A 19,609-nucleotide genomic window follows, 5' to 3' on the forward strand; every position below is an offset into this window, starting at 1 on the left:
AGCGTAGAGAGGGCGGGCGTGGACGAGAAGCCGATCAACGACATCCTGATCGTCGGCGGCGGCACGGCCGGCTGGATGACCGCCGCCTACCTGGCCCGCCGCCTGGGCTCGAGCCGGCCGGACGGGGTACGCATCACCCTGATCGAGTCCAGCGAGATCGGCATCATCGGGGTGGGCGAGGGCACCTTCCCGACCATCCAGAACACTATGCGCACCATCGGCGTCGACGAGGCGCGGTTCATGCGCGAGGCCGGGGCGGCCTTCAAGCAGGGCATCAAGTTCGTCGACTGGAAGACCGCGCCCAAGGACGGGGTGCACAGCCACTACTACCACCCGTTCGCCCAGCCCCGGCTGCTGAACGGCGGGCTGGACCTGGCGCCGTACTGGCTGATGGGCGGGGCGGGCGACATCCCGTTCTCCGACGCCGTCACCTTGCAGGACAAGGTCTGCGACGCGATGCGCGGGCCCAAGCGGCTGGACGATCCGCAGTACGGCGGGCCGATGGCCTATGCCTACCACTTCGACGCCGGCCGCCTGGCCAACCTGCTGCGCGACGTCGGCAAGGCCACGGGCGTCAGGCACGTGCTGGGCAACGTCCAGAGCGTCAACAAGGCCGAGGACGGCGCGATCGCCTCGCTGACCACCCGCGAGCACGGCGACCTGACGGCCGACCTCTATATCGACTGCACCGGTTTCGCCGGTGCCCTGATCGGCGAGGCGATGGGCTCGGCCTGGATCGACAAGGGCGACACCCTGTTCGTCGATCGCGCCCTGGCCCTGCAGGTGCCCTACGACCGACCCGACGCCCCGGTGGCGACCACCACCATCTCGACCGCCCACGAGGCCGGCTGGACCTGGGACATCGGCCTGCCCGACCGCCGGGGCACGGGCTATGTCTATTCCAGCCGCCACACCACCGACGACCGGGCCGAAGAGATCATCAAGGGCTATGTCGGCAAGTCGGGCGAGGGCCTGACCCCGCGCCTGCTGAAGCTGAAGGTCGGCCACCGCGAGGCGCACTGGATCAAGAACTGCGTGGCCGTGGGCCTGTCGGGCGGGTTCCTGGAGCCGCTGGAGTCCACCGGCATCGTGCTGATCGAGGCCGCCGCCTACATGCTGGCCCGCAACCTGCCGCGCCGGGGTGGGATGGAGGCCGCGGCCCGCCAGTTCAACGCGGCCATGACCGACCGCTACCTGCGGGCCATCGACTTCATCAAGCTGCACTACTGCATCAGCCGACGGACCGACAACGCGTTCTGGACCGACAACTGCGACCCCGCATCGATCCCCGAGAGCCTGCGGGATCACCTGGCGATGTGGAAGCACCGGCCGCCCAACGTGTTCGACTTCCCGAACCTCCACGAGAGCTTCAAGTACTTCAATTACCAGTACATCCTCTACGGCATGGGCTACGAGACCACGGTCGATCCGGCCGCCCACGTCCACGGCGACCTGGCGCGGGCCGACTTCGGGCGGGTGCAGGAGGCGGGGCTGCGGGCCGCCGCCAGCCTGCCCGACCATCGCGCCCTGCTGACCGACGTCTACACCCGTGGCTTCACCACCAAGGCCCCCGACCTGGCCGCCGCCGAGGCCGCCGAGGCGCCCCGGCGGTGAGCGACGCCGCCGCCTTCGCGCCCGGTCCCGATCCCCGCGTCGAGCTGCTGCGCGTCGGCCAGGAGCAAAGCCCGGTCCTGATCCTGGACGGCCTGCTGGCGGGGGGCGAGCGCCTGGTCGACTTCGCCGCCGACACCGCCGAGCTGGCCCCGGTCAAGGCGGCCGTGAACTTCTATCCGGGCGTCCGCGCTCCGGCCCCGCCCGGCTATGTCCAGGCCCTGGTCACGGCGCTGAGACCCTATCTGGCCGAGATCTTCGGCGTCGCGACGGGCGGCAAGGCCCACGTCACCTGCGCCCTGTCGATGGCGGTCCTGCCAGCCGACCAGGCGACCTGGGCCCAGCGCCTGCCGCACATCGACACCACCTCGCCGACCCAGCTGGCGATCCTGCACTATCTGTGCGGCCCGCCGCACGGCGGCACCGCGTTCTACCGCCATCGCGCCACCGGCTTCGAGACGATCGATCCCACGCGCGGCCCCGCCTACCTGGCCGCCCTGCGCGAGGAGATGGCCGCAGGGGCCGCCCAGGCGGACGAGGGCTACATCGTCGCGTCCAACGCCCTGTTCGAACAGACCGCCGTCGTGGCGCCGGCCTTCGACCGGATCGTGGTCTACGCCAGCAACCTGCTGCACGCGGGCGTGCTGTCCGATCGGCCCGTCGACACCGACCCCCGCCGGGGCCGGCTGACGGCCAACACCTTCTTCCGTCCCGAGACCGCCTGACCTCCTGGCGGAGGGCGGTCGTCGTCCGTCCACGGCGCCAGCGCTGTCAGAAACCTTCAAACCACGACAGGCATGTCCAAGCCGCCCGTCGGCGATCGGCCTAGGCTCCGCGCGGACGTCGGCGACCAGCGCCGGATCGACAGAGAGGGGCCGGCGCATGACCACTTCCGATGACCAGGACGGCGCCTCGCGGCGCGACGTCGTCGCCAGCGGCCTCGGCCTGGCCCTGATGAGCGCGATCCCCTCGCTCTCGGCGTCCACATCGTCCGCGGCGACGCCCAAGGCCTCGCCCAAATCCCCAGGAGACACCATCATGAGCAGCGGCTTCGTCACCACCAAGGACGGCACGCAGATCTACTACAAGGACTGGGGGCCCAAGACCGCCCAGCCGATCGTGTTCCACCACGGCTGGCCGCTCAGCGCCGACGACTGGGACGCCCAGATGATGTTCTTCCTGGGCGAAGGCTTCCGCGTCATCGCCCACGACCGTCGCGGCCACGGCCGGTCCAGCCAGACCGACACCGGCAACGAGATGGACACCTACGCCGCCGACGTCATCGCCCTGACCGACCACCTGGACCTGAAGAACGCCGTCCACGTGGGCCACTCCACCGGCGGCGGCGAGGTCATCCACTACGTGGCCCGCGCCAAGCCGGGCCGGGTGGCCAAGGCCGTGCTGATCGGCGCGGTGCCGCCGATCATGGTCAAGAGCGACAAGAACCCGGGCGGCCTGCCGATCGAGGTGTTCGACGGCTTCCGCGCCGCCCAGAACGCCAACCGCGCCCAGTTCTTCCACGATGTCGCGGCCGGCCCGTTCTACGGCTTCAACCGTCCGGGCGCGAAGGTGTCGCCGGCCACGGTCGAGAACTGGTGGCGCCAGGGCATGATGGGCGGCGCCAAGGCCCACTACGACTGCATCAAGGCGTTCTCGGAGACCGACTTCACCGAGGACCTCAAGAGCGTCGACGTGCCGGTGCTGCTGATGCACGGCGAGGACGACCAGATCGTGCCGATCGACGACTCCGCCAAGATCGGCATCAAGCTGCTGAAGAAGGGCACGCTGAAGACCTATCCGGGCCTGCCGCACGGCATGTGCACGACCCATCCGGAGGTCATCAACCCCGACCTGCTGGCCTTCATCAAGGCCTAGGCGAAGGTCTCGGACGAACGAAGGAGGGGCGCCCGCCGGCCGGCGGGCGCCCCTTCGGCGTTTCGGGTCCGGGAGATCGGGCGTAGGATCGCGGCGGTGACGGCGCGGAGGCCGACGGGATGCGAGGACCACGCGGACGACGGCGGACGGCGCCGGGGAGCTTCCTGGCGCTCATGCTCGCCCTGACGTCGGGGGCCTGCGGTACGCGGGCCGAGCCCGGACCGGCCTGGCTGGCGCGCTGGACCGGGCCGGCCACCGTCACGGTGCAGGCCCTGGAACTGCCGCTGGAACGCGCCGCGCCCGACGCCCTGCGCGGCGCGGCGACCGGGCCGGTGACCCTGGTGCTGACCGGCCTGAAGGCCGAAACGCCGTCCGGCGCGACCTACAACCTGTTCGTGGGCCCCTCTGGGCAAGCCCGGGCGGCGGCCGGCGATCCCGGCTATGTCGGGGCGCTCAGCCTCTACGACCTGGCCGGCCGGTCCGAGGGCGCCGACCGCGTCTTCCCCTTGCCGCCCCAGGCCCGCGCCGCGCTGTCGACGGACGCCGCGCGGCCCCTGGTCCTGACCATCGTCCCGCGCGGCGGCGACGGTTCGCCCCTAGTGGTGGCCGGGGCCCGGCTGGTGCGTCAATCCTCAGATTGAGTCTTGACGTAATGCGTCGCGAAAGTTGTTGACTCGCCGAAACCTAGCAATAGCCTCCATGCACTCATAGCGCGAACGTCGCGCGGGGAAGGCATGAAGGGGCAGGCGATGGTTGAGACTCGGCGTGACGTCATGATCGGGGCGCTGGCCGGCGCGACGGCGGTGGGGCTCGGCGGGCTGAAAGCCCAGGCCCAGACCGTCAGCACCCGCTACAGCGCCACCAGTCCGCAGGGCAAGGCGATGCTGGTCAAGTACGCCAAGGCCGTCGACCTCATGCGCAACAAGATCCCGGCCGGCGATCCCCGGCACTGGAACTTCCAGTGGTACACCCACTGGATCCCCGGCTCGGCCAACTGGAACCAGGCCGTGCAGACCAAGAACCAGATGCTGCAGCAGGTCTATGGAAGCCAGCCCAGCTACAACCGCGACCTGGCCTCGGCCATGTGGGACAGCTGCCAGCCGCACAGCTACGACCCGTCCAATCCGACCCGGTTCCTGGGCACCTACTTCCTGCCGTGGCACCGCTGGTTCGTCTATTATTTCGAGCAGATCATCCGCAACGTGCTGCAGGACGCCAGCTTCACCCTGCCGTACTGGGACTATCTGCAGGGCTCGGTCGCGGCCCTGTCGATCCCGCCGGAGTTCTACACCAACACCTCCAGCCCGCTGTACAAGCCCAACCGCAACACCTGGGTAAACCAGGGCCAGCGGATCGACCAGCAGAACCCCGGCGCGCTGAACCTGAACGCCTTCAAGTACGGCTACTACATCAGCAACGACGGCTCGACGGGCTTCTGCCCGACGCTGAACAACAACCCGCACGGCATGGTGCACGACCTCACGGGCAACAGCACCAACATGGGCTACGTGCCCACGGCGGCGGGCGACCCGGTGTTCTGGCTGCACCACTGCAACATCGACCGGCTGTGGGCCAGCTGGAACAAGATGGGCTACGGCAACCCCGACTGGGGCACGCGCCTGTTCCCCTTCGCCACCGGCCAGGGCAAGCGCGTCGACGTGCTGCTCAACAACGCCAGCACCATCGCCAAGCTGGGCTACCAGTACGACACCTATCAGAAGGTGCCCGGCGCCAAGCGCCTGCGTGCGCCGCAGTTCCTCAAGACCGCGCCCCTGGCCGCCACCGCGGCGGTCGCCGGCGAGCACCACGGCGGCGTGACCCTGTCGGCGACCGGCCCCACCTTGCTCAAGCTGGCCAGCCCGCCGCGCGCCAGCAACAGCGGCGGCAACCTGCTGGCGGCGGCCCCGCCGAGCAAGGGCGGCGGCGTGTTCCTGGCCCTGGCCGGGGTGATGGCCGACGAGGCCTTCGGCGGCACCTACAACGTCTATGTCGGCCTGCCCGAGGGTACGACGCCGGGCGGGACCGACAGCCCCAACTATGTGGGCACGTTCGGCTCGTTCAACCTAGTCGGCCACGAGCACGGCCCGAACGCCGGCCCCAGCCTGGTGTTCGACATCACCGACAAGGCCGCCGACCTGACCGCCAAGGGCCAGCTGGGCCCGTCGCCCAGCGTGACCTTCGTGCCGCAGGGCGAGATCGGCAAGCCGCCGATGGTGGCCTCGGTCTCGATCGTGACGGCCTAGGGAAACGGGGTTACGGCCGCACCTTCAGGATCGCCCAGCCCCAGCCGGGCAGCACCAGGTCGCGGCCGTCCTCCAGCTCGGCGGTCCCGAAGGCCGGTCCCTCGACGGCCAGGCCTTCGGGCAGCGGCCAGCGCACGGCCTCGCGGCCGAAGTTCAGCGCCACCAGCAGGCCGGGCCCGCGCTGGTAGGCGAAGACCCGGGGATGGTCGGGGTCGAGGTCGCGGTAGTCGCCTTCCTTCAGGTCGGTCGAGCCGCGCCGGAAGGCGATCAGGGCGCGGGTGTGCTCCAGCACCGAGTCCGGCCGCGCCGCCTCGTCTTCGGCGTTGATCGCCGCCGTGTTCGGATTGACGGCCAGCCACGGCTTGCCCGTGGTGAAGCCGCCGTTCGGGGCGGATGTCCACTGCATCGGCGTGCGGCTGTTGTCGCGGCCCATGGCCCGGGCGTTGGCCAGGTATTCGTCTTCCGACACCCGGTGCTGCACGTCGCGCCAGCGGCCGGCCACCTCCAGGTCGTCGAAGTCGTCCAGGGTCTGGAACGGATAGTTGGTCATGCCCAGTTCCTCGCCCTGATAGAGGAACGGCGTGCCGCGCTGGGTCAGGATCAGGGTGTTGAGGACCTTGGCCGAGCGCTCGACCCAGGCCGGATCGTCGTCGCCGAAGTGCGAGACCGAGCGCGGATTGTCGTGGTTCGACAGGAACTGGGTGTTCCAGCCGAACGGCCCGGCCGCCTGGTCCAGCTCGGTGTAGAGCGCCTTCAGCCGGGGCAGAGTCCAGCTGGTCTTGCGCCAGCCGTCGATGTCCATGCGGACGATGTCGAAATTGATCACCAGGTCCAGTTCGCGGCGGCGGCTGTCGATCAGGGCGCGCGCCTGGGCGGGCCGCACGCCGAAGGCCTCGCCGACGGTCATGGTGTCGTAGTGGTCCAGGACCTCGCGGCGCATCTCGCGCAGATACTCGTGCAGTTTGGGGCCGGCGGCGTAGACGAACTGCGGCGCGCGGCGCTCCTGCGGCGTCAGGTCCGGAAGGCCCGGCTGCTTGGAGATGAACGGGATCACGTCCATCCGGAAGCCCGACACGCCCTTGTTCAGCCAGAAGCGCATCAGGTCGTACACCTGCTCGCGGACCTTGGGGTTCTCCCAGTTCAGGTCGGGCTGCTTGGCGGCGAAATAGTGCAGGTAGTACTGGCCGCCGCCTTCATCGCCCTCACCTGGGTCGAAGGTCCAGGCCGGGCCGCCGAAGAAGGCGCCGTAGTTGTTGGGCGGGCCGCCGTCGCGACCGTCCCGCCAGATGTAGTAGTCCCTGTACGGATTATCGCGGCCCTTGCGGCTCTCCACGAACCAGGCGTGCTCGTCGCTGCTGTGGTTGACCACCAGGTCGATGATCAGCCGGATGCCGCGCGCGGTCATGCCGGCCAGCATGGCGTCGAAGTCGGCCATGGTCCCGAACTGGGCCATCACCTTGCGATAGTCGCGGATGTCGTAGCCGTTGTCGGCGTTGGGGCTGTCGAAGTGGGGCGACAGCCAGACCACGTCGACGCCCAGGGCCTGCAGATAGTCCAGCCGGGCCGTGATCCCCGGCAGGTCGCCCACGCCGTCGCCGTTCGTATCGAGGAACGAGCGAGGATAGATCTGGTAGACGACCGCGTCCTTCCACCAGGGGCGTTCGGCTGAGGACTGGACGCTCACGATAAGACTCCGTTCGGCGACTGGGACCGACGCTAACCGGCCCAGGCCGGCCTGGCGACCCGCCGACGGCTTGCGCCCGCCCGCGTGGACGTTAAGGTGGTGTTTATCGTAAACAATAGTCCAGGTTGTCTCCAGCCTGGAGGGAGGTCTCGATGTCGTTCAAGACCGAGTTGGCGATGGCGCGCGAGGACGCCAAGCTGGTGCAGGCGCGCCGTGACGAGGAGCAGGCCCGCCAGGCCGAAGCCGCCCACGTCATGGCCACCGACCCCGACCGTTACTGGGCGCGCTACTACCTGACCGACGAGCTGGTGATGCAGGGCATCCGCGGCAGCGGCGGGTTCGCCATCAGCCTGCCGGCCTCGGCCTTCGGCTCGCAGACCGCCGCGCGCCTGGACGAGTTCCGCGACGCCGGCGCCCAGGTCGAGGTGGTCGAGACCAAGGTCCCGGCCGTCGACGGCGGCGACACGATCGTCGTCAAGCGCGTCACGATCCGCTGACGACGCGCCAATCGTCCAAGGGCTCACCCGCGAGCGCGGGGGGCTGGTCGAGGCTTTGATTTCAGGGGGTGATGGCGGAGAGGGTGGGATTCGAACCCACGGTGCCCTTCCAGGCACGCCGCATTTCGAGTGCGGTACATTCGACCACTCTGCCACCTCTCCAGGGGGTCTTCGGGGCCCGCCCGGAGGCGTGCCTTGAGTGAGGGCGGGATACCTAGCGGCGTCGTCGGAAGAGTGCAAGAGCCTGTGACAAGCTTTTGTGTCGCGGGGCGCGGTTTCCGCGTGGAAGCCCGGCCGAACCTAGGCTTTCGGATACAGAACCATCTGGGTGCAGCGGAAAAGCGCGATGGTCTTGCCGGTCTCCTCGGCGGTGACGACGGCGTCCCAGACCTGGGTGTTGCGGCCGCCGTGGACCAGGGTGGCCTCCACCGCCGCGCCGCCGCCCTCGCGCACCGTGCCTAGGAAGTTGGACTTCAGCTCGATGGTCGTGAAGCTGACGGCGCCCGGCGGCAGCGAGACCACGCAGCCGTAGCCGCAGGCGCTGTCGGCCAGGGCGATGACGCTGGCGGCGTGCAGGAAGCCGTTGGGGGCCATGTGGCGCTGGGTCACGGTCATGCGGCCGCGCACGCGACCGGTCGTGGCCTCCAGCCATTCCAGCCCCAGCAGGTCGGGCAGGTGGCCCTGCTGGCCGGCCGTCAGGGCGGCGCTGCGGTCGCCCTCGCCGGCGGTGCGGGCGGCGTCGAGGGGGGACGGGGCGGCGGTCTTGTCTTCGGCCATGGCGGCGCATCCTGGTTCTTCGCGTGCGAAGCATCTACGCGCGCGCACCCAGGCAAGGCAAGTGCGTTTTTAAATGGAACTGACGTCGACCGGCGGGAAGCGCTTGCCGTCCTCGCCCTGCGGCGGCAGGCGGAAGGCGCGGACCCCGACTTGCAGGGCCGGGGCGGCCAGTGGACCGGGCGCGGCCGCGGCGGCCGCGGCGGCGGCGCGGCGGGCGATGAAGGCCTCGGCCGGGACGGCGTCGCCGGCGTCGACGTTGCGGGCCTTCTGCTCGGCGACCGTGGTGCTCCAGGCGTCGATGACCTCGCCGGTCTGGCCGACCAGCAGGCGGGTCTCGGGCGGCAGGCCCAGCAGCCTGCGGGCGGCGGCGTGCTGGCCGGCGGGGTCGGCGCCGGGGGCCGTGCTGTCGTCCAGGCCCTGGTCGGGCGGCAGGATGGCCGAGCCGGCGAAGACCACGTCGCCCACCTGATAGGCGGTGGCGCCGGGCAGGCGGCCGGGCAGGGCGATGGCGGTGATCTCGATCCCGCCCATCGGCAGGGCCTCGCCGTCCTGGGCCAGCTTGTCGAAGTCCCAGCCTTCCAGGTCGACGCCGTCGTCGCCCAGCACGGGGACCAGGCGCCTGAGGCTGTCCAGCACCGGCGCGCCGATGCAGATCGAGGCGCCGGTCTCGTATTTCAGGTGGCCGGCCGCCGACAGGTGGTCGGTGTGCAGGCCGGTCTCGAGGATCCAGGTCGGGCCCAGGTCCTTGGCGCGGACGTCGGCGATGATCGCGTCGATGAAGCGGGTGTCGACGGCCTGGGTCTGCGGATCGTAGTCGAGGACCGGATCGACGAAGGCGCAGAGCAGGGTGGCCGGATCGGCGATCAGATAGGTCACCCGTCCGGTGGCGGGGTGGTGGAAAGCGGTGATTTCCGGCTGCATAGATCGGTCCGATGACGCCCTGAGGCGCGCACCTTGACCGCAACCCCTTAAGTATCGGCGAACAAAACCGGCTGGATCGCGCCCGAGGCGATTCGTCTCAGGGGCTAGGGGCGGGCGGCCGCGTCGCAGCTCTTGTCGCCGCGCATCTCGGTCACCCAGACCGGTTCGACATAGCGTTCGCCGTCGCGGAAGCCGGGGGCGCAGCCCTCGGGCGTGTCGGACCGGCTGCGTCCGCTCCCGCCGCGCATATCCAGCGACAGGGCCAGGGACTGCGAGCTGCCGCCGCGCGCGCCATAGCCGTAACCGTAGGGACCGCCGTACCCGCCGCCATAGCCGCCGTAATAGCCGTAGCCGCCGTGCTTGCCGTAGTCGGTCTTGCCGACCGTGACGCCCAGGGTGCCGGTCTCGCCGATCGGGATCAGGCTGGAGACGTAGCCGCTGCGATAGCCGCCGGTGCCGACGCTGACGCCCACCTCGCCATGGACCTGGCGCTTGCCGTCCTTGTCGAGCGGGTAGCCGTTGACGTCGAGTTCGGCGCGCGGGGTGTAGCCGAAGCCGGAGCCCTCGACGGGCGGGGCGTCGGCGACCCAGGCCGAGATCTGGTCCTGGGTGGTGACGGGCTTGGCGGCGCGTTCGGCCTCGGCGCGGGCCCGGGCCTCGGCCTTGGCCTGCTCCAGCTCGGCCTCGGTCGGCGGGCGGGTGGCGCGCGAGGCGGCGGTGGTCACGACCTCGTCGTCGGCCGAACGGGCGAACGCCGCGCCGGGCAGGGCCAAGGTCCCAGCCAGGGGCAGGGCGAGCAGGGCGGTGAGGACGATGCGGGACGCGAACATGGACGAAACCTCCGACCCCGCCACAGTGGGCGCGATCTGTAACCGAATTAGGGCCTGAATGTATCAGGCGCGCAAGCTGAAGCTGGTGAGGCGCTCACAGCGCTTCAAGGGCCGCTTCCAGCGCCGCCATGTCCGGGGGCAGGGGGGTCTCGAAGCGCAGCGTCTCTCCTGTGATCGGATGGACGAAGCCCAGCACGGCCGCGTGCAGGGCCTGGCGCGTGAAGCCGAGCTCGGTGATGGCCGCCTTGACCGGCGCGGCCGGGGCCCCGGCGCCGTAGACCGGGTCGCCCAGGCAGGGGCTGCCCTTGCTGGCCATGTGCACGCGGATCTGGTGGGTGCGGCCGGTCTCCAGCCGGCAGGCGACGCGGGCGGCCACCGGCTTGTCGGGCGAGCCGAAGGTCTTCTCGACCCGATAGTGGGTGATCGCCTCGCGGCCGCCGGTCTTCAGCACCGCCATCTTCTTGCGGTCGTGCGGCGAGCGGCCCAGGCGGGTCAGAATCGTGCCCACGGCCGGATGCGGCGCGCCCCGGGTCAGGGCCACGTACATGCGGTCGATGTCGTGGGTCGAGAACAGGGCCGACAGGCCCTGGTGGGCGGCGTCGGTCTTGGCCGCCACCATCACGCCCGAGGTCTCCTTGTCCAGCCGATGGACGATGCCGGGCCGGGCGACCCCGCCGATCCCCGACAGGCTGGCCCCGCAGTGGAACAGCAGGGCGTTGACCAGGGTGCCGGTCTCGCAGCCGGGGGCGGGATGGGCGGCCATGCCCGGCGGCTTGTCGATGACGATCAGGTAGGCGTCCTCGTAGAGCACGCTGAGCGGGATGTCCTCGGGTTCGGGCTCGGCGGCGACCGGCGGCGGGACCAGGACCTCGTAGACCCCGGCCGGGGCCTTGGCCTTGCCGTCGGTCATCGGACGTGGCGCCTGGCCTTCGACCGCCTGCGACACCTGGCCGGCGGCGATCAGGGCCTGCAGGCGGGCCCGCGACAGGTCCGGCGCGGCGCTCGCCAGGGCCTTGTCCAGCCGCTGACCGGCCAGGTCGGCGTCCAGCACGATCCGCACGACCTCGCCCCCGGCGCCCGCTTCGGGGGCGCCCAGGTCGTCGATCTCGTCATCGATCAGCGCTTCGGTCGGGTCGGTCGGGGGGATCAAGGCGTCTTCACGGCTCCGTCACGGCTATGTCGTAGGGCGGACATCGCCCGCGCCTAACGGCTCAGGTTCAAGCCTTGCGTTCGAAGGGGATAGTCGATGCGCGCGTTCCGCACCACCTTGCTCATGACGGCCGTCAGCGGCCTGGCCCTGATCGCCGGCGTCGCCCACGCCGCCGAGCCGGACGCCCCGGCTTCCGAGCAGGTCGAGGAACTGGTCGTCACCGCCCAGAAGCGCGAGCAGAAGACGCTGGACGTGCCGATCGCCCTGACGGCCTATTCCGGAACCATGCTGGACAAGCTGGGCGTCCAGGAGTTCGACAAGCTGTCGTCCTTCGTCCCCGGCTTCCAGGTCCAGAACCAGTCGCCCAACAACCCCGGCTTCGTGATGCGCGGCATCACCTCCGACAGCGGCGACGCGACGGTGGAGCCGCGGGTGTCGGTGTTCCAGGACGGCGTGTCGATCTCCAAGTCGCGCGGCTCGTATGTCGAGCTGTTCGACATCCAGCGCATCGAGGTGGCCAAGGGGCCGCAATCGACCCTGTTCGGCCGCGGAGCCCTGATCGGGGCGGTCAACATCATCCAGAACAAGGCCGACCCGGCCGCCCTGGACTGGCGCGTGGGCGCCGAGCTGGGCGACCACGGCTACGGCCTGTTCGAGGGCATGGCCAACATGCCGCTGAGCGACACCTTCGCCGTGCGCTTCGCCGGCCGCTACAAGGAGCGCGACGGCGCGGTCGAGAACCTGCTGGGCGGCAAGAACCTGGGCTCGACCGACACGGGCGCGGCCCGCCTGGCGTTCCGCTGGACCCCGAACGACAAGCTCGACGCCAACCTGCTGCTGAACTACGAGGCCGACCATCCGACCGGCACCTCGTTCAAGTCGGGGACCTTCAACCCCACCGATCCGACCACCGGCCAGGTGCTGGGCGACCGCGATCCCAACTCCGGCGCGGCCCTGTCGGCCGGTTCGGGCTTCAACGGCGGCGCCCAGCTGGGCCTCAAGCGCTTCGTCCAGGGCGCCACGGCCCTGGTGGACTACAAGTTTAACGACGCCTGGAAGCTGTCGTCGATCACCGCCGCCCGCCACTTCCAGAGCACCGAGACCTTCGATCCGGACGGCTTCTCGCTGCCGATGCTGACCTTCGCCGAGGACGCCCGCGGCACGCAGTACAGCCAGGAGTTCCGCCTGAACTACGACGACGGCGGCCGCTTCAGCGGCTTCGCCGGCGTCAGCTATTTCAACGAGGACGCCCAGACCTCGGTGCCCTCGCAGATCGACGAGCGCTACGCCCTGGCCCTGATCACCGGCCAGCTGACCAAGCCCAACCCGCAATCGACCGCGGTGCTAACCAACAACACCTTCCTGGCGGCCCTGGTCACCGGCCTGTCGGGCGGCACGATCACCGGCGCGGCCGCCCAGGGCATCGCCGCCAACCTGCATGCGCACCGCGAGAGCTACACCAACTACGGCAAGACCGAGTCGTTCGACGTCTATGGCGACGGCACCTGGCGCCTGAACGACCGGTTCGAGCTGTCGGCCGGCCTGCGCTACACCCACGACGACAAGTCCAGCGCCTTCGCCTCCAGCGTCCAGGACCGCTCGATCCTGGGCGCCCTGATCGCCCTGCCGTCGATCCTGCCGACCCTGACGCCCGCCCAGCGGCTGGCCTTCATCCAGGGTCTGGCCACGCCGGGCGCGGCCAGCATACCGACCTCGGTCGCCTATCCGATCCCGATGTTCGGCATCGTCTCGCAGCCGACCAGCAACAACGGCGACATCTATTCTCAGGACTTCTCGGACGAGGGCCTGACCTGGCGTCTGGTGGGCCGATACAAGCCCGACGCCAACACCAGCTTCTACGCCTCCTACGCCCGCGGTCGCCGTCCCGAGGTGCTGTCGGCCGGCCAGCCCAGCGCCCCCATGGGCGCGGCGCGGTTCACTCCGGTCGAGGCCGAGACGGTCGATTCCTACGAGGTCGGCGGCAAGACCCGCACCCTGGGCGGTCGCCTGAGCCTGGACGGCGCGGTCTACGCCTACGACTACGACAACTTCCAGACCACGATCATCGTCGCCAACAAGCCGACCACCACCAACGCCGGCAAGGCCAAGGCCTACGGCTTCGAAGGCCAGGCCACCTGGCAGGCTGCCCCGTTCGCCGAGATCTTCGCGACCTACGCCTACAGCCACGGCCGCTTCGACACCGGCCTCTACGACGGCAACCGCTTCCGCCTCTCGCCCGACAACAAGGCCTCGCTGGGCGCGACCTTCTCGGCGCAGGCCCTGAACGGCCGGTTCAGTTTCACGCCGATCTACACCTGGCAGTCCAAGACCTTCTTCTCGGACGACAACGACATCGCCGCCCTGCAGGTCAACAACCTGCTGCCCGACACGGCGGTGGACGAGTTCCAGAAGGCCTACGGTCTGCTGGACCTGCGCGTGCAGTACCAGCCCGCGTTCGCCAGCTGGACGCTGGGCGCCTTCGTCACCAACGCCACCGACGAGAAGTACATCAAGGACGCCGGCAACACCGGCGACAACTTCGGCATCCCGACATTCATCGCCGGCAACCCGCGCTACTACGGCGTGACGTTCTCGCTGCGGCGGTAACCCTGAACATCGTCATCCCGGGCCTTGTGCCCGGGACCCCTCTGTCCGCCGCAAGTGCGGAGGGGGGGCGCGCCAGCGCGCCAAGGCGCTTCACGTGCGAACTGAACCACGGGTCCCGGGCACAAGGCCCGGGATGACGGTTGAAAGGGAGGAGCTATTTGCCCTCCGCCTCTTCCTCGCGCCCCGTGATCGAGCCGTCCTTGAACAGATATTCCCGCAGCTGCGCGTCGGTCTCCGGATCGCTGCGGCGCAGCCATTCCAGCACCATGGCCGCGTGCTCCAGCTCCTCACGGGCGTTGTGCAGCAGGATCTTGCGCAGTTCCTCGTCGTCGCAGTCGTCGGCCCGCTGGCGGTACCAGTCCACCGCCTCCAGCTCCTCGATCAGCGAGGTGATGGCGTAATGCTGGTTGAGCGTCTTGCCACGCAGCTTTTCGCGCGGGACGTGGAGGCCTTCGCTGGACATGCACCGTCATCCTACTGTTGTCTCCAGGGGCTAACGCACGAGAAGTCCAAGCGGCGCCGTGAACCTTCGGGGAGTTGAGCATGACCATCGACAGACGCCGGGCCCTGGCTCTCTTCGGCCTGGGCGGCGCGGGCGCGGCGGGCGAGGCGATGGCGGCGACGCCGCGCGCCCTGTTCGCGGGCCGGGCAGAGTTCCTGCACGGCGCGGCCTCGGGCGATCCGCTGGACGACCGGGTGGTGCTGTGGACCCGGATCACGGCCGAGGCGACGACCGCCCCGATCGCCGTGCGCTGGGAGGTGTCGACCGATCCCCGCTTCAAGACGCTGGTCCACAAGGGCGACGCCCGGGCGACGGCGTCCCGCGACTACACGGTCAAGGTCGACGTCACGGGCCTCAAGCCGGCGACCGACTATTTCTACCGCTTCCAGTACCTGCGGAACGGCAAGCCTTTCGGCAAGTCCGTCGGCGGCCGCACCCGCACCCTGCCCAAGGGCGCGGTCAAGGATGTCGTCCTGGCCGTGGCCTCGTGCAGCCTCTATCCGAACGGCTATTTCAACGCCTACGACGCCATCGCCAAGCTGCCGCGCGTCGACGCCGTGCTGCACCTGGGCGACTACATCTACGAATACGGCGCCGCGCCGGACGACTACGGCATGGCCTCGCCCACCGCCAAGACCCGCGTGCCCGATCCGCCGCGCGAGCTGCTGAGCCTGGAGGACTATCGCCGTCGCCACGCCCTCTACAAGACCGACCCCGCCTTGCAGGCCGCCCACGCCCGCGCCCCCTGGATCGTGGTCTGGGACGACCACGAGACCGCCGACAACAGCTGGATCGGCGGAGCCGAGAACCACCAGCCGGCGACCGAGGGCGACTGGGTCAAGCGCAAGGCGGCCGGCATCAAGGCCTATTACGAGTGGATGCCGATCCGTGAGCCGGCGGCCGGAACCCTGCCCGAGGCCGCCTGGCGCCGGTTCCAGTTCGGCGACGTGGCCACCCTGCTGATGACCGAGACGCGGCTGACGGCCCGCAGCCACCAGCTGGACTATGGCCGCGACCTGCCGGTCGTCGACGGCAAGCCCGACTTCGCCGCCTTCACCGCCAAGCTCAAGGATCCGGACCGCCGGATGATGGGCCAGGGCCAGGAGCAGTGGCTGGCCCGCGAGGTCGACGCCTCGATGCAGGCCGGCACGGCCTGGCAGGTGCTGGGCAACCAGGTGGTCATGGCCCGGGTGGTCCCGCCCGACCTGAAGGCGGCCATGGGCGACCAGGCCTACGCCGCCCTGCTGGCCCGGCTGCCGGCCTATGTGGCCAAGCCCGTCGAGGAGAGCCGGACCCTGGCGCAGGTCGGCGCGCCCGGCAACCTGGACGCCTGGGACGGCTATCCGGCCGACCGCGCGCGGGTCTACGACATCTTCAAGGCCAGCCAGGCCCGGCCGATCGTGCTGGCCGGCGACAGCCACGCCTTCTGGGCCAACGAGCTGTGGGACGATGCCGGGACCACCCGCGTGGCGGCCGAGTTCGGCGTCACCTCGGTGACCTCGCCCGGCTACAGCGACTACCTGCCTGGCGCGCCGCTGGGCCAGGCCTATGTGGCGGCCAACAAGGAGGTGAAGTTCACCGACCAGGGCGCCAAGGGCTTCCTGCTGCTGACCCTCGAGCACGGCCGGGCGACAGGCGAGCTGATCGCCGTCTCGACGATCCTGGACCCCAAGTACCAGACCCGGACGCTCAAGCGCTTCGTGATCACGCCGGGCGACAAGGGCGGGGTGAAAGCGCTGGCGGAGGGGTAGGCCCTCTTATTTTCCGCTCATCCCGGCGAATGCCGGGACCCAGATGGAATAGCGGTGTGTCTGACGCCAAGGGCGCTGAGCTCTTCCAATCAGCCCCTCAGATTTGGGATCTGGGTCCCGGCATTCGCCGGGATGAGCGGAGTTCCAATTACCGACGCTCGAAGGCCAATCGCACGCCGAAGGCCACGAAGACCCCGCCGGTCACCCGGTCCAGCGACTTGACCACGCCGGGCCGGCGCAGCGCCTTGGCGATCGGGGCGGTAGCCAGGATCAGGCCGCCGGCCCAGGCCAGGCCCAGGACCACGTGGATCGCCGCCAGCAACAGGCCGAAGGCGGCGGGGTTGGCGCCGGTCGGGATGAACTGGGGCAGGAACGACACGTAGAACACCCCGACCTTGGGGTTCAGCAGGTTGTTCCACAGGCCCTTGGCCAGGGCCGCGCCCAGGCCGCCCGACGGGGGACCTTCGCCCGCGCCGGCGTCGAAGCGCTCGCGCGGCTTGCGCAGCAGGTTGACGCCCAGCCGGACCAGATAGGCCGCGCCCGCCCATTTCAGGATCGTGTAGGCGGCGTGCGAGGCCACCAGCAGCGCCCCGGCCCCGAACGCCGCGGCCGCGCCCCAGACCAGGCAGCCCAGGCCGATCCCCACCGACACGGCCAGCGCGCGGCGCCAGCCCTCGGCGGCGGCCGTGCGCAGGATCAGGGCGGTGTCCAGCCCGGGCGTGATGGTCAGCAGGCCGGCGGCGATCCCGAAGGCGATCAGGGCTTGGAAGGTGGTCATGCGGGCTTTGTCCGCCGCCTCCCGGCCCGGCGCAAGCGGTCAGCCCGCGATGCGGCCGATCGCGGCGGCCACCGCCTGCCAGGCGGGCGATTCCGCGACCTGGACCTGGGTGGCGTGCAGCAGCACCATCAGTCCGCCGCCGATCAGATAGACCGGGTGGGGCTTGCCCCGGGTGCGCCAGTCCACCCAGAGGGCGATCAGCAGCAGCAGGTCGCCGATCAGGGCCGGCGGGACGGCGACGAACACCGGCGGGGCGAACACCGCGGGCAGGCCGGCCGGCGGGGCCGGAAGCGGCGGGGCGTGCGGCGCCAGGAGCGTCAGGAACCAGCGGGCGATCGGCGCGCCCAGCAGCGAGATCGTGGCCACCAGCAGCAGGCGTTTGTGGATCTCCGGCCGCTTCACGTAGACGATCGCCAGGGCGAACGCCCCGATGAAGAAGGCGATCTCGCCCATGCTCACCCAGGCGAAGGCCCGCACCCCGTGCGCCACGCCCGCCGGCTGGCCGGGCAGCGAGGCCTGGGCGATCCGCAGCGAGACGACGGCGGTCACCACGAACAGCATGGCGGTGGCGATGGCCACGCCGAGCACGCCCCAGGTGCGGTGGGACAGGGTCTTGCCCTGGGCCACCAGCCAGGTCTGGGTGCAGAAGAACGCCATCCAGGCGAACAGGACCAGGCCGTGGATGTGCACCAGCGGCGGCGCCTTGAACCTGCCCTGGACCATCGGCGCGAAATAGGTCGGCACGAAGCCGAGCACCGCGATGACCAGGCAGGTCAGCGCCATGAAGAAATAGAATTGCCGCGAGACGTTCGCCCGCGCGCCGGTCTGCAAGGCCGCTTCGGCCATGTGTCGCCCCCCTCAGGTCCCCGGATCAGGATGCCACAGGCCTGAGGGTTTGCAACTTTGGCAAAACGACGTTCGACAATGCGGAATCTTGACGCGATCTGCACGTCTTCCTGGCCGCCGGCTCCATGCGGGCGGCCCAGGCTGGCGCGATGAGAAGAGCCCTACGCCTCGCGCTCGACCAGCGCCCCGTTCTCCCAGACGCGGTAGAAGCACGAGCGGAAGCCCACGTGGCAGGCGCCGCCGTCGCCTTGCGGCCGGACCTTGATCAGCACGGCGTCCTGGTCGCAGTCGATCCGCAGCTCGGTCACGACCTGCAGCTGGCCGCTGGTCTCGCCCTTCTTCCAGAGGCTGTTCCGCGAGCGGCTGAAATAGTGAGCGATCCCGGTGTCGAGGGTCAGCTTCAGGGCCTCGTCGTTCATCCAGGCGAACATCAGGATCTCGCCCGTGTCGGCGTGCTGGGCGATGGCGGCGACCAGGCCGTTGGCGTCGAAACGCGGCGTGACGGCGGTTCCGCGCTCGAGCGCGGTCTTGTCGGCGGCGGGCGGGAAGATCGAGGAGGTCATGCAGCGACATATGGCGCCCTCTCGCCGGGCGTCAAAGACTGGATCAAGGCGCGGGTCGCGGCGCTGGACGGCTGGGCGCGGCCCTGGGCCGAGCGCGGGCGGCTGAACGGGTGGGCCTACGAGTTCCTGCTGTTCGGCCTGAAGCAGGCCTGGGCGTGCCTGTTCGGCGGGCTGATGCTGGCCCTGATCGTCGGCACGCATCTGGTCTGGCCGCCCGGCGCGCCGCTGGCTCGCTACGACTTCCTGGTGCTCGCCTCGGTGGCCATCCAGGCCGCCCTGCTGGTCCTGAAGCTGGAACGCCGGGACGAGGCCGTGGTGATCCTGGTCTTCCACGTCGTCGGCACGGTGATGGAGGTGTTCAAGACCGCCCACGGGTCCTGGATCTATCCTGAGCCGGGCCTGCTGAAGATCGCCGGCGTGCCCCTGTTCAGCGGCTTCATGTACGCCTGCATCGGCAGCTATATCGCCCGGATCTGGCGGCTGATGGACTTCCGGTTCGTGCGCTATCCGCCGGTCTGGACCACCTGGACGCTGGCGATCCTGGCCTATCTGAACTTCTTCACCCACCACTACGGACCGGACATCCGCCTGGGCCTGTTCGCCGCCTCGGCCGCTCTGTTCGGCCGGACCTGGGTGGTGTTCACGGTCGACCGCACGCCGCGCCGCATGCCGCTGCTGGTCGGCTTCGGACTGGTGGCCCTGTTCATCTGGCTGGCCGAGAACCTCGGCACCCTGGCCGGGGCCTGGACCTATCCCAGCCAGCGCCACGGCTGGTCGATGGTGCCGATCGGCAAGTTGGGGGCGTGGTACCTGCTGATGCTGCTCAGCTACGTGCTGGTGACGGCGGTGCACGCTCCCAGGCCCTCCCCCTGTGGGGGAGGTGGCGCGAAGCGCCGGTGGGGGGAGTGATGCGGCGGAGGCCCTATCCTCCCCCCTCCGTCGGCTGCGCCGACACCTCCCCCACAGGGGGAGGG

General features: G+C 70.1%; 18 protein-coding genes and 1 tRNA gene. 9 read left to right on the forward strand and 10 right to left on the reverse strand.

Annotated elements, in window-relative coordinates; translation table 11 throughout:
* Positions 1-18: 18 nt before the first annotated feature.
* The 5 genes from AC1U89_RS06925 to AC1U89_RS06945 all read left to right on the forward strand — a co-directional run bounded on the left by AC1U89_RS06925 (position 19) and on the right by AC1U89_RS06945 (position 5,729).
* A complete protein-coding gene (locus AC1U89_RS06925; RefSeq protein WP_479898986.1) occupies positions 19-1,614 on the forward strand; it encodes a tryptophan halogenase family protein in 1,596 nt (531 codons plus the stop codon).
* The gene (locus AC1U89_RS06930) at positions 1,611-2,336 is read left to right on the forward strand and encodes a DUF6445 family protein (RefSeq protein WP_479898987.1); all 726 of its coding nucleotides are present in this window, start codon (positions 1,611-1,613) and stop codon (positions 2,334-2,336) included. Before AC1U89_RS06925 ends, AC1U89_RS06930 begins: the two co-directional genes overlap by 4 nt.
* Positions 2,337-2,649: 313 nt before the next feature.
* Complete coding sequence (locus AC1U89_RS06935) at positions 2,650-3,486, forward strand: alpha/beta fold hydrolase (protein WP_479899057.1); 837 nt, start codon at positions 2,650-2,652, stop codon at positions 3,484-3,486.
* A gap of 173 nt (positions 3,487-3,659) precedes the next feature.
* Positions 3,660-4,127: a hypothetical protein gene (locus tag AC1U89_RS06940; RefSeq protein WP_479898988.1), complete on the forward strand. Its 468-nt coding sequence runs from the start codon at positions 3,660-3,662 to the stop codon at positions 4,125-4,127.
* 108 nt (positions 4,128-4,235) lie between these two features.
* Positions 4,236-5,729 carry a tyrosinase family protein gene (locus AC1U89_RS06945; RefSeq protein ID WP_479898989.1) on the forward strand — a complete coding sequence of 498 codons (1,494 nt, stop codon included), beginning with the start codon at positions 4,236-4,238 and terminating at the stop codon, positions 5,727-5,729.
* Between the two features lie 10 nt (positions 5,730-5,739).
* Here AC1U89_RS06945 and AC1U89_RS06950 read toward each other — a convergent pair whose 3' ends face one another.
* Positions 5,740-7,413, reverse strand: a complete 1,674-nt coding sequence (locus AC1U89_RS06950) for a glycoside hydrolase family 13 protein (protein ID WP_479898990.1) — start codon at positions 7,411-7,413, stop codon at positions 5,740-5,742.
* A gap of 152 nt (positions 7,414-7,565) precedes the next feature.
* On the opposite strand from AC1U89_RS06950, the gene AC1U89_RS06955 reads away from it, so the two are divergent.
* On the forward strand, positions 7,566-7,910 hold the full coding sequence (locus tag AC1U89_RS06955) for a hypothetical protein (RefSeq protein ID WP_479898991.1): 345 nt from the start codon (positions 7,566-7,568) through the stop codon (positions 7,908-7,910).
* A 72-nt stretch (positions 7,911-7,982) separates the two neighbouring features.
* Here the strand turns inward: AC1U89_RS06955 and AC1U89_RS06960 are convergent.
* The 5 genes from AC1U89_RS06960 to AC1U89_RS06980 all read right to left on the reverse strand — a co-directional run bounded on the left by AC1U89_RS06960 (position 7,983) and on the right by AC1U89_RS06980 (position 11,588).
* Positions 7,983-8,072, reverse strand: a tRNA-Ser gene (locus AC1U89_RS06960).
* Between the two features lie 138 nt (positions 8,073-8,210).
* Positions 8,211-8,687, reverse strand: a complete 477-nt coding sequence (locus AC1U89_RS06965; RefSeq protein WP_479898992.1) for a PaaI family thioesterase — start codon at positions 8,685-8,687, stop codon at positions 8,211-8,213.
* 69 nt (positions 8,688-8,756) lie between these two features.
* A complete protein-coding gene (locus AC1U89_RS06970; RefSeq protein ID WP_479898993.1) occupies positions 8,757-9,608 on the reverse strand; it encodes an MBL fold metallo-hydrolase in 852 nt (283 codons plus the stop codon).
* A gap of 104 nt (positions 9,609-9,712) precedes the next feature.
* Positions 9,713-10,438, reverse strand: a complete 726-nt coding sequence (locus AC1U89_RS06975) for a hypothetical protein (RefSeq protein ID WP_479898994.1) — start codon at positions 10,436-10,438, stop codon at positions 9,713-9,715.
* 94 nt (positions 10,439-10,532) lie between these two features.
* Positions 10,533-11,588: an RluA family pseudouridine synthase gene (locus tag AC1U89_RS06980; protein WP_479898995.1), complete on the reverse strand. Its 1,056-nt coding sequence runs from the start codon at positions 11,586-11,588 to the stop codon at positions 10,533-10,535.
* Between the two features lie 96 nt (positions 11,589-11,684).
* On the opposite strand from AC1U89_RS06980, the gene AC1U89_RS06985 reads away from it, so the two are divergent.
* A complete protein-coding gene (locus tag AC1U89_RS06985; protein WP_479898996.1) occupies positions 11,685-14,195 on the forward strand; it encodes a TonB-dependent receptor in 2,511 nt (836 codons plus the stop codon).
* 154 nt (positions 14,196-14,349) lie between these two features.
* Here AC1U89_RS06985 and AC1U89_RS06990 read toward each other — a convergent pair whose 3' ends face one another.
* A complete protein-coding gene (locus AC1U89_RS06990; RefSeq protein ID WP_479898997.1) occupies positions 14,350-14,658 on the reverse strand; it encodes a ferritin family protein in 309 nt (102 codons plus the stop codon).
* An 80-nt stretch (positions 14,659-14,738) separates the two neighbouring features.
* Between AC1U89_RS06990 and AC1U89_RS06995 the strand changes: the two genes are divergently transcribed.
* Positions 14,739-16,448 (forward strand): alkaline phosphatase D family protein, encoded by a 1,710-nt coding sequence (locus AC1U89_RS06995; protein ID WP_479898998.1) that lies wholly within the window; start codon positions 14,739-14,741, stop codon positions 16,446-16,448.
* Between the two features lie 148 nt (positions 16,449-16,596).
* Here AC1U89_RS06995 and AC1U89_RS07000 read toward each other — a convergent pair whose 3' ends face one another.
* The 3 genes from AC1U89_RS07000 to hisI all read right to left on the reverse strand — a co-directional run bounded on the left by AC1U89_RS07000 (position 16,597) and on the right by hisI (position 18,635).
* Positions 16,597-17,226 carry a LysE family translocator gene (locus AC1U89_RS07000; RefSeq protein ID WP_479898999.1) on the reverse strand — a complete coding sequence of 210 codons (630 nt, stop codon included), beginning with the start codon at positions 17,224-17,226 and terminating at the stop codon, positions 16,597-16,599.
* 39 nt (positions 17,227-17,265) lie between these two features.
* On the reverse strand, positions 17,266-18,072 hold the full coding sequence (locus AC1U89_RS07005; RefSeq protein WP_479899000.1) for a hypothetical protein: 807 nt from the start codon (positions 18,070-18,072) through the stop codon (positions 17,266-17,268).
* A gap of 161 nt (positions 18,073-18,233) precedes the next feature.
* The gene (gene hisI / locus AC1U89_RS07010; protein ID WP_479899001.1) at positions 18,234-18,635 is read right to left on the reverse strand and encodes a phosphoribosyl-AMP cyclohydrolase; all 402 of its coding nucleotides are present in this window, start codon (positions 18,633-18,635) and stop codon (positions 18,234-18,236) included.
* A 63-nt stretch (positions 18,636-18,698) separates the two neighbouring features.
* On the opposite strand from hisI, the gene AC1U89_RS07015 reads away from it, so the two are divergent.
* Complete coding sequence (locus tag AC1U89_RS07015) at positions 18,699-19,544, forward strand: DUF817 domain-containing protein (RefSeq protein WP_479899058.1); 846 nt, start codon at positions 18,699-18,701, stop codon at positions 19,542-19,544.
* Positions 19,545-19,609: the final 65 nt, after the last annotated feature.

It is taken from the genome of Caulobacter sp. 05T431 (assembly GCF_056665975.1).

Coding starts and splice junctions, on each gene's coding strand:
- AC1U89_RS06935 (WP_479899057.1), top strand. CDS start 2,650: ATGAGCAGCGGCTTCGTCACCACCAAGGACGGCACGCAGATCTACTAC.
- AC1U89_RS06940 (WP_479898988.1), top strand. CDS start 3,660: ATGCTCGCCCTGACGTCGGGGGCCTGCGGTACGCGGGCCGAGCCCGGA.
- AC1U89_RS06945 (WP_479898989.1), top strand. CDS start 4,236: ATGGTTGAGACTCGGCGTGACGTCATGATCGGGGCGCTGGCCGGCGCG.
- AC1U89_RS06955 (WP_479898991.1), top strand. CDS start 7,566: ATGTCGTTCAAGACCGAGTTGGCGATGGCGCGCGAGGACGCCAAGCTG.
- AC1U89_RS06965 (WP_479898992.1), bottom strand. CDS start 8,687: ATGGCCGAAGACAAGACCGCCGCCCCGTCCCCCCTCGACGCCGCCCGC.
- AC1U89_RS06970 (WP_479898993.1), bottom strand. CDS start 9,608: ATGCAGCCGGAAATCACCGCTTTCCACCACCCCGCCACCGGACGGGTG.
- AC1U89_RS06975 (WP_479898994.1), bottom strand. CDS start 10,438: ATGTTCGCGTCCCGCATCGTCCTCACCGCCCTGCTCGCCCTGCCCCTG.
- AC1U89_RS06985 (WP_479898996.1), top strand. CDS start 11,685: ATGCGCGCGTTCCGCACCACCTTGCTCATGACGGCCGTCAGCGGCCTG.
- AC1U89_RS06990 (WP_479898997.1), bottom strand. CDS start 14,658: ATGTCCAGCGAAGGCCTCCACGTCCCGCGCGAAAAGCTGCGTGGCAAG.
- AC1U89_RS06995 (WP_479898998.1), top strand. CDS start 14,739: ATGACCATCGACAGACGCCGGGCCCTGGCTCTCTTCGGCCTGGGCGGC.
- AC1U89_RS07000 (WP_479898999.1), bottom strand. CDS start 17,226: ATGACCACCTTCCAAGCCCTGATCGCCTTCGGGATCGCCGCCGGCCTG.
- AC1U89_RS07005 (WP_479899000.1), bottom strand. CDS start 18,072: ATGGCCGAAGCGGCCTTGCAGACCGGCGCGCGGGCGAACGTCTCGCGG.
- hisI (WP_479899001.1), bottom strand. CDS start 18,635: ATGACCTCCTCGATCTTCCCGCCCGCCGCCGACAAGACCGCGCTCGAG.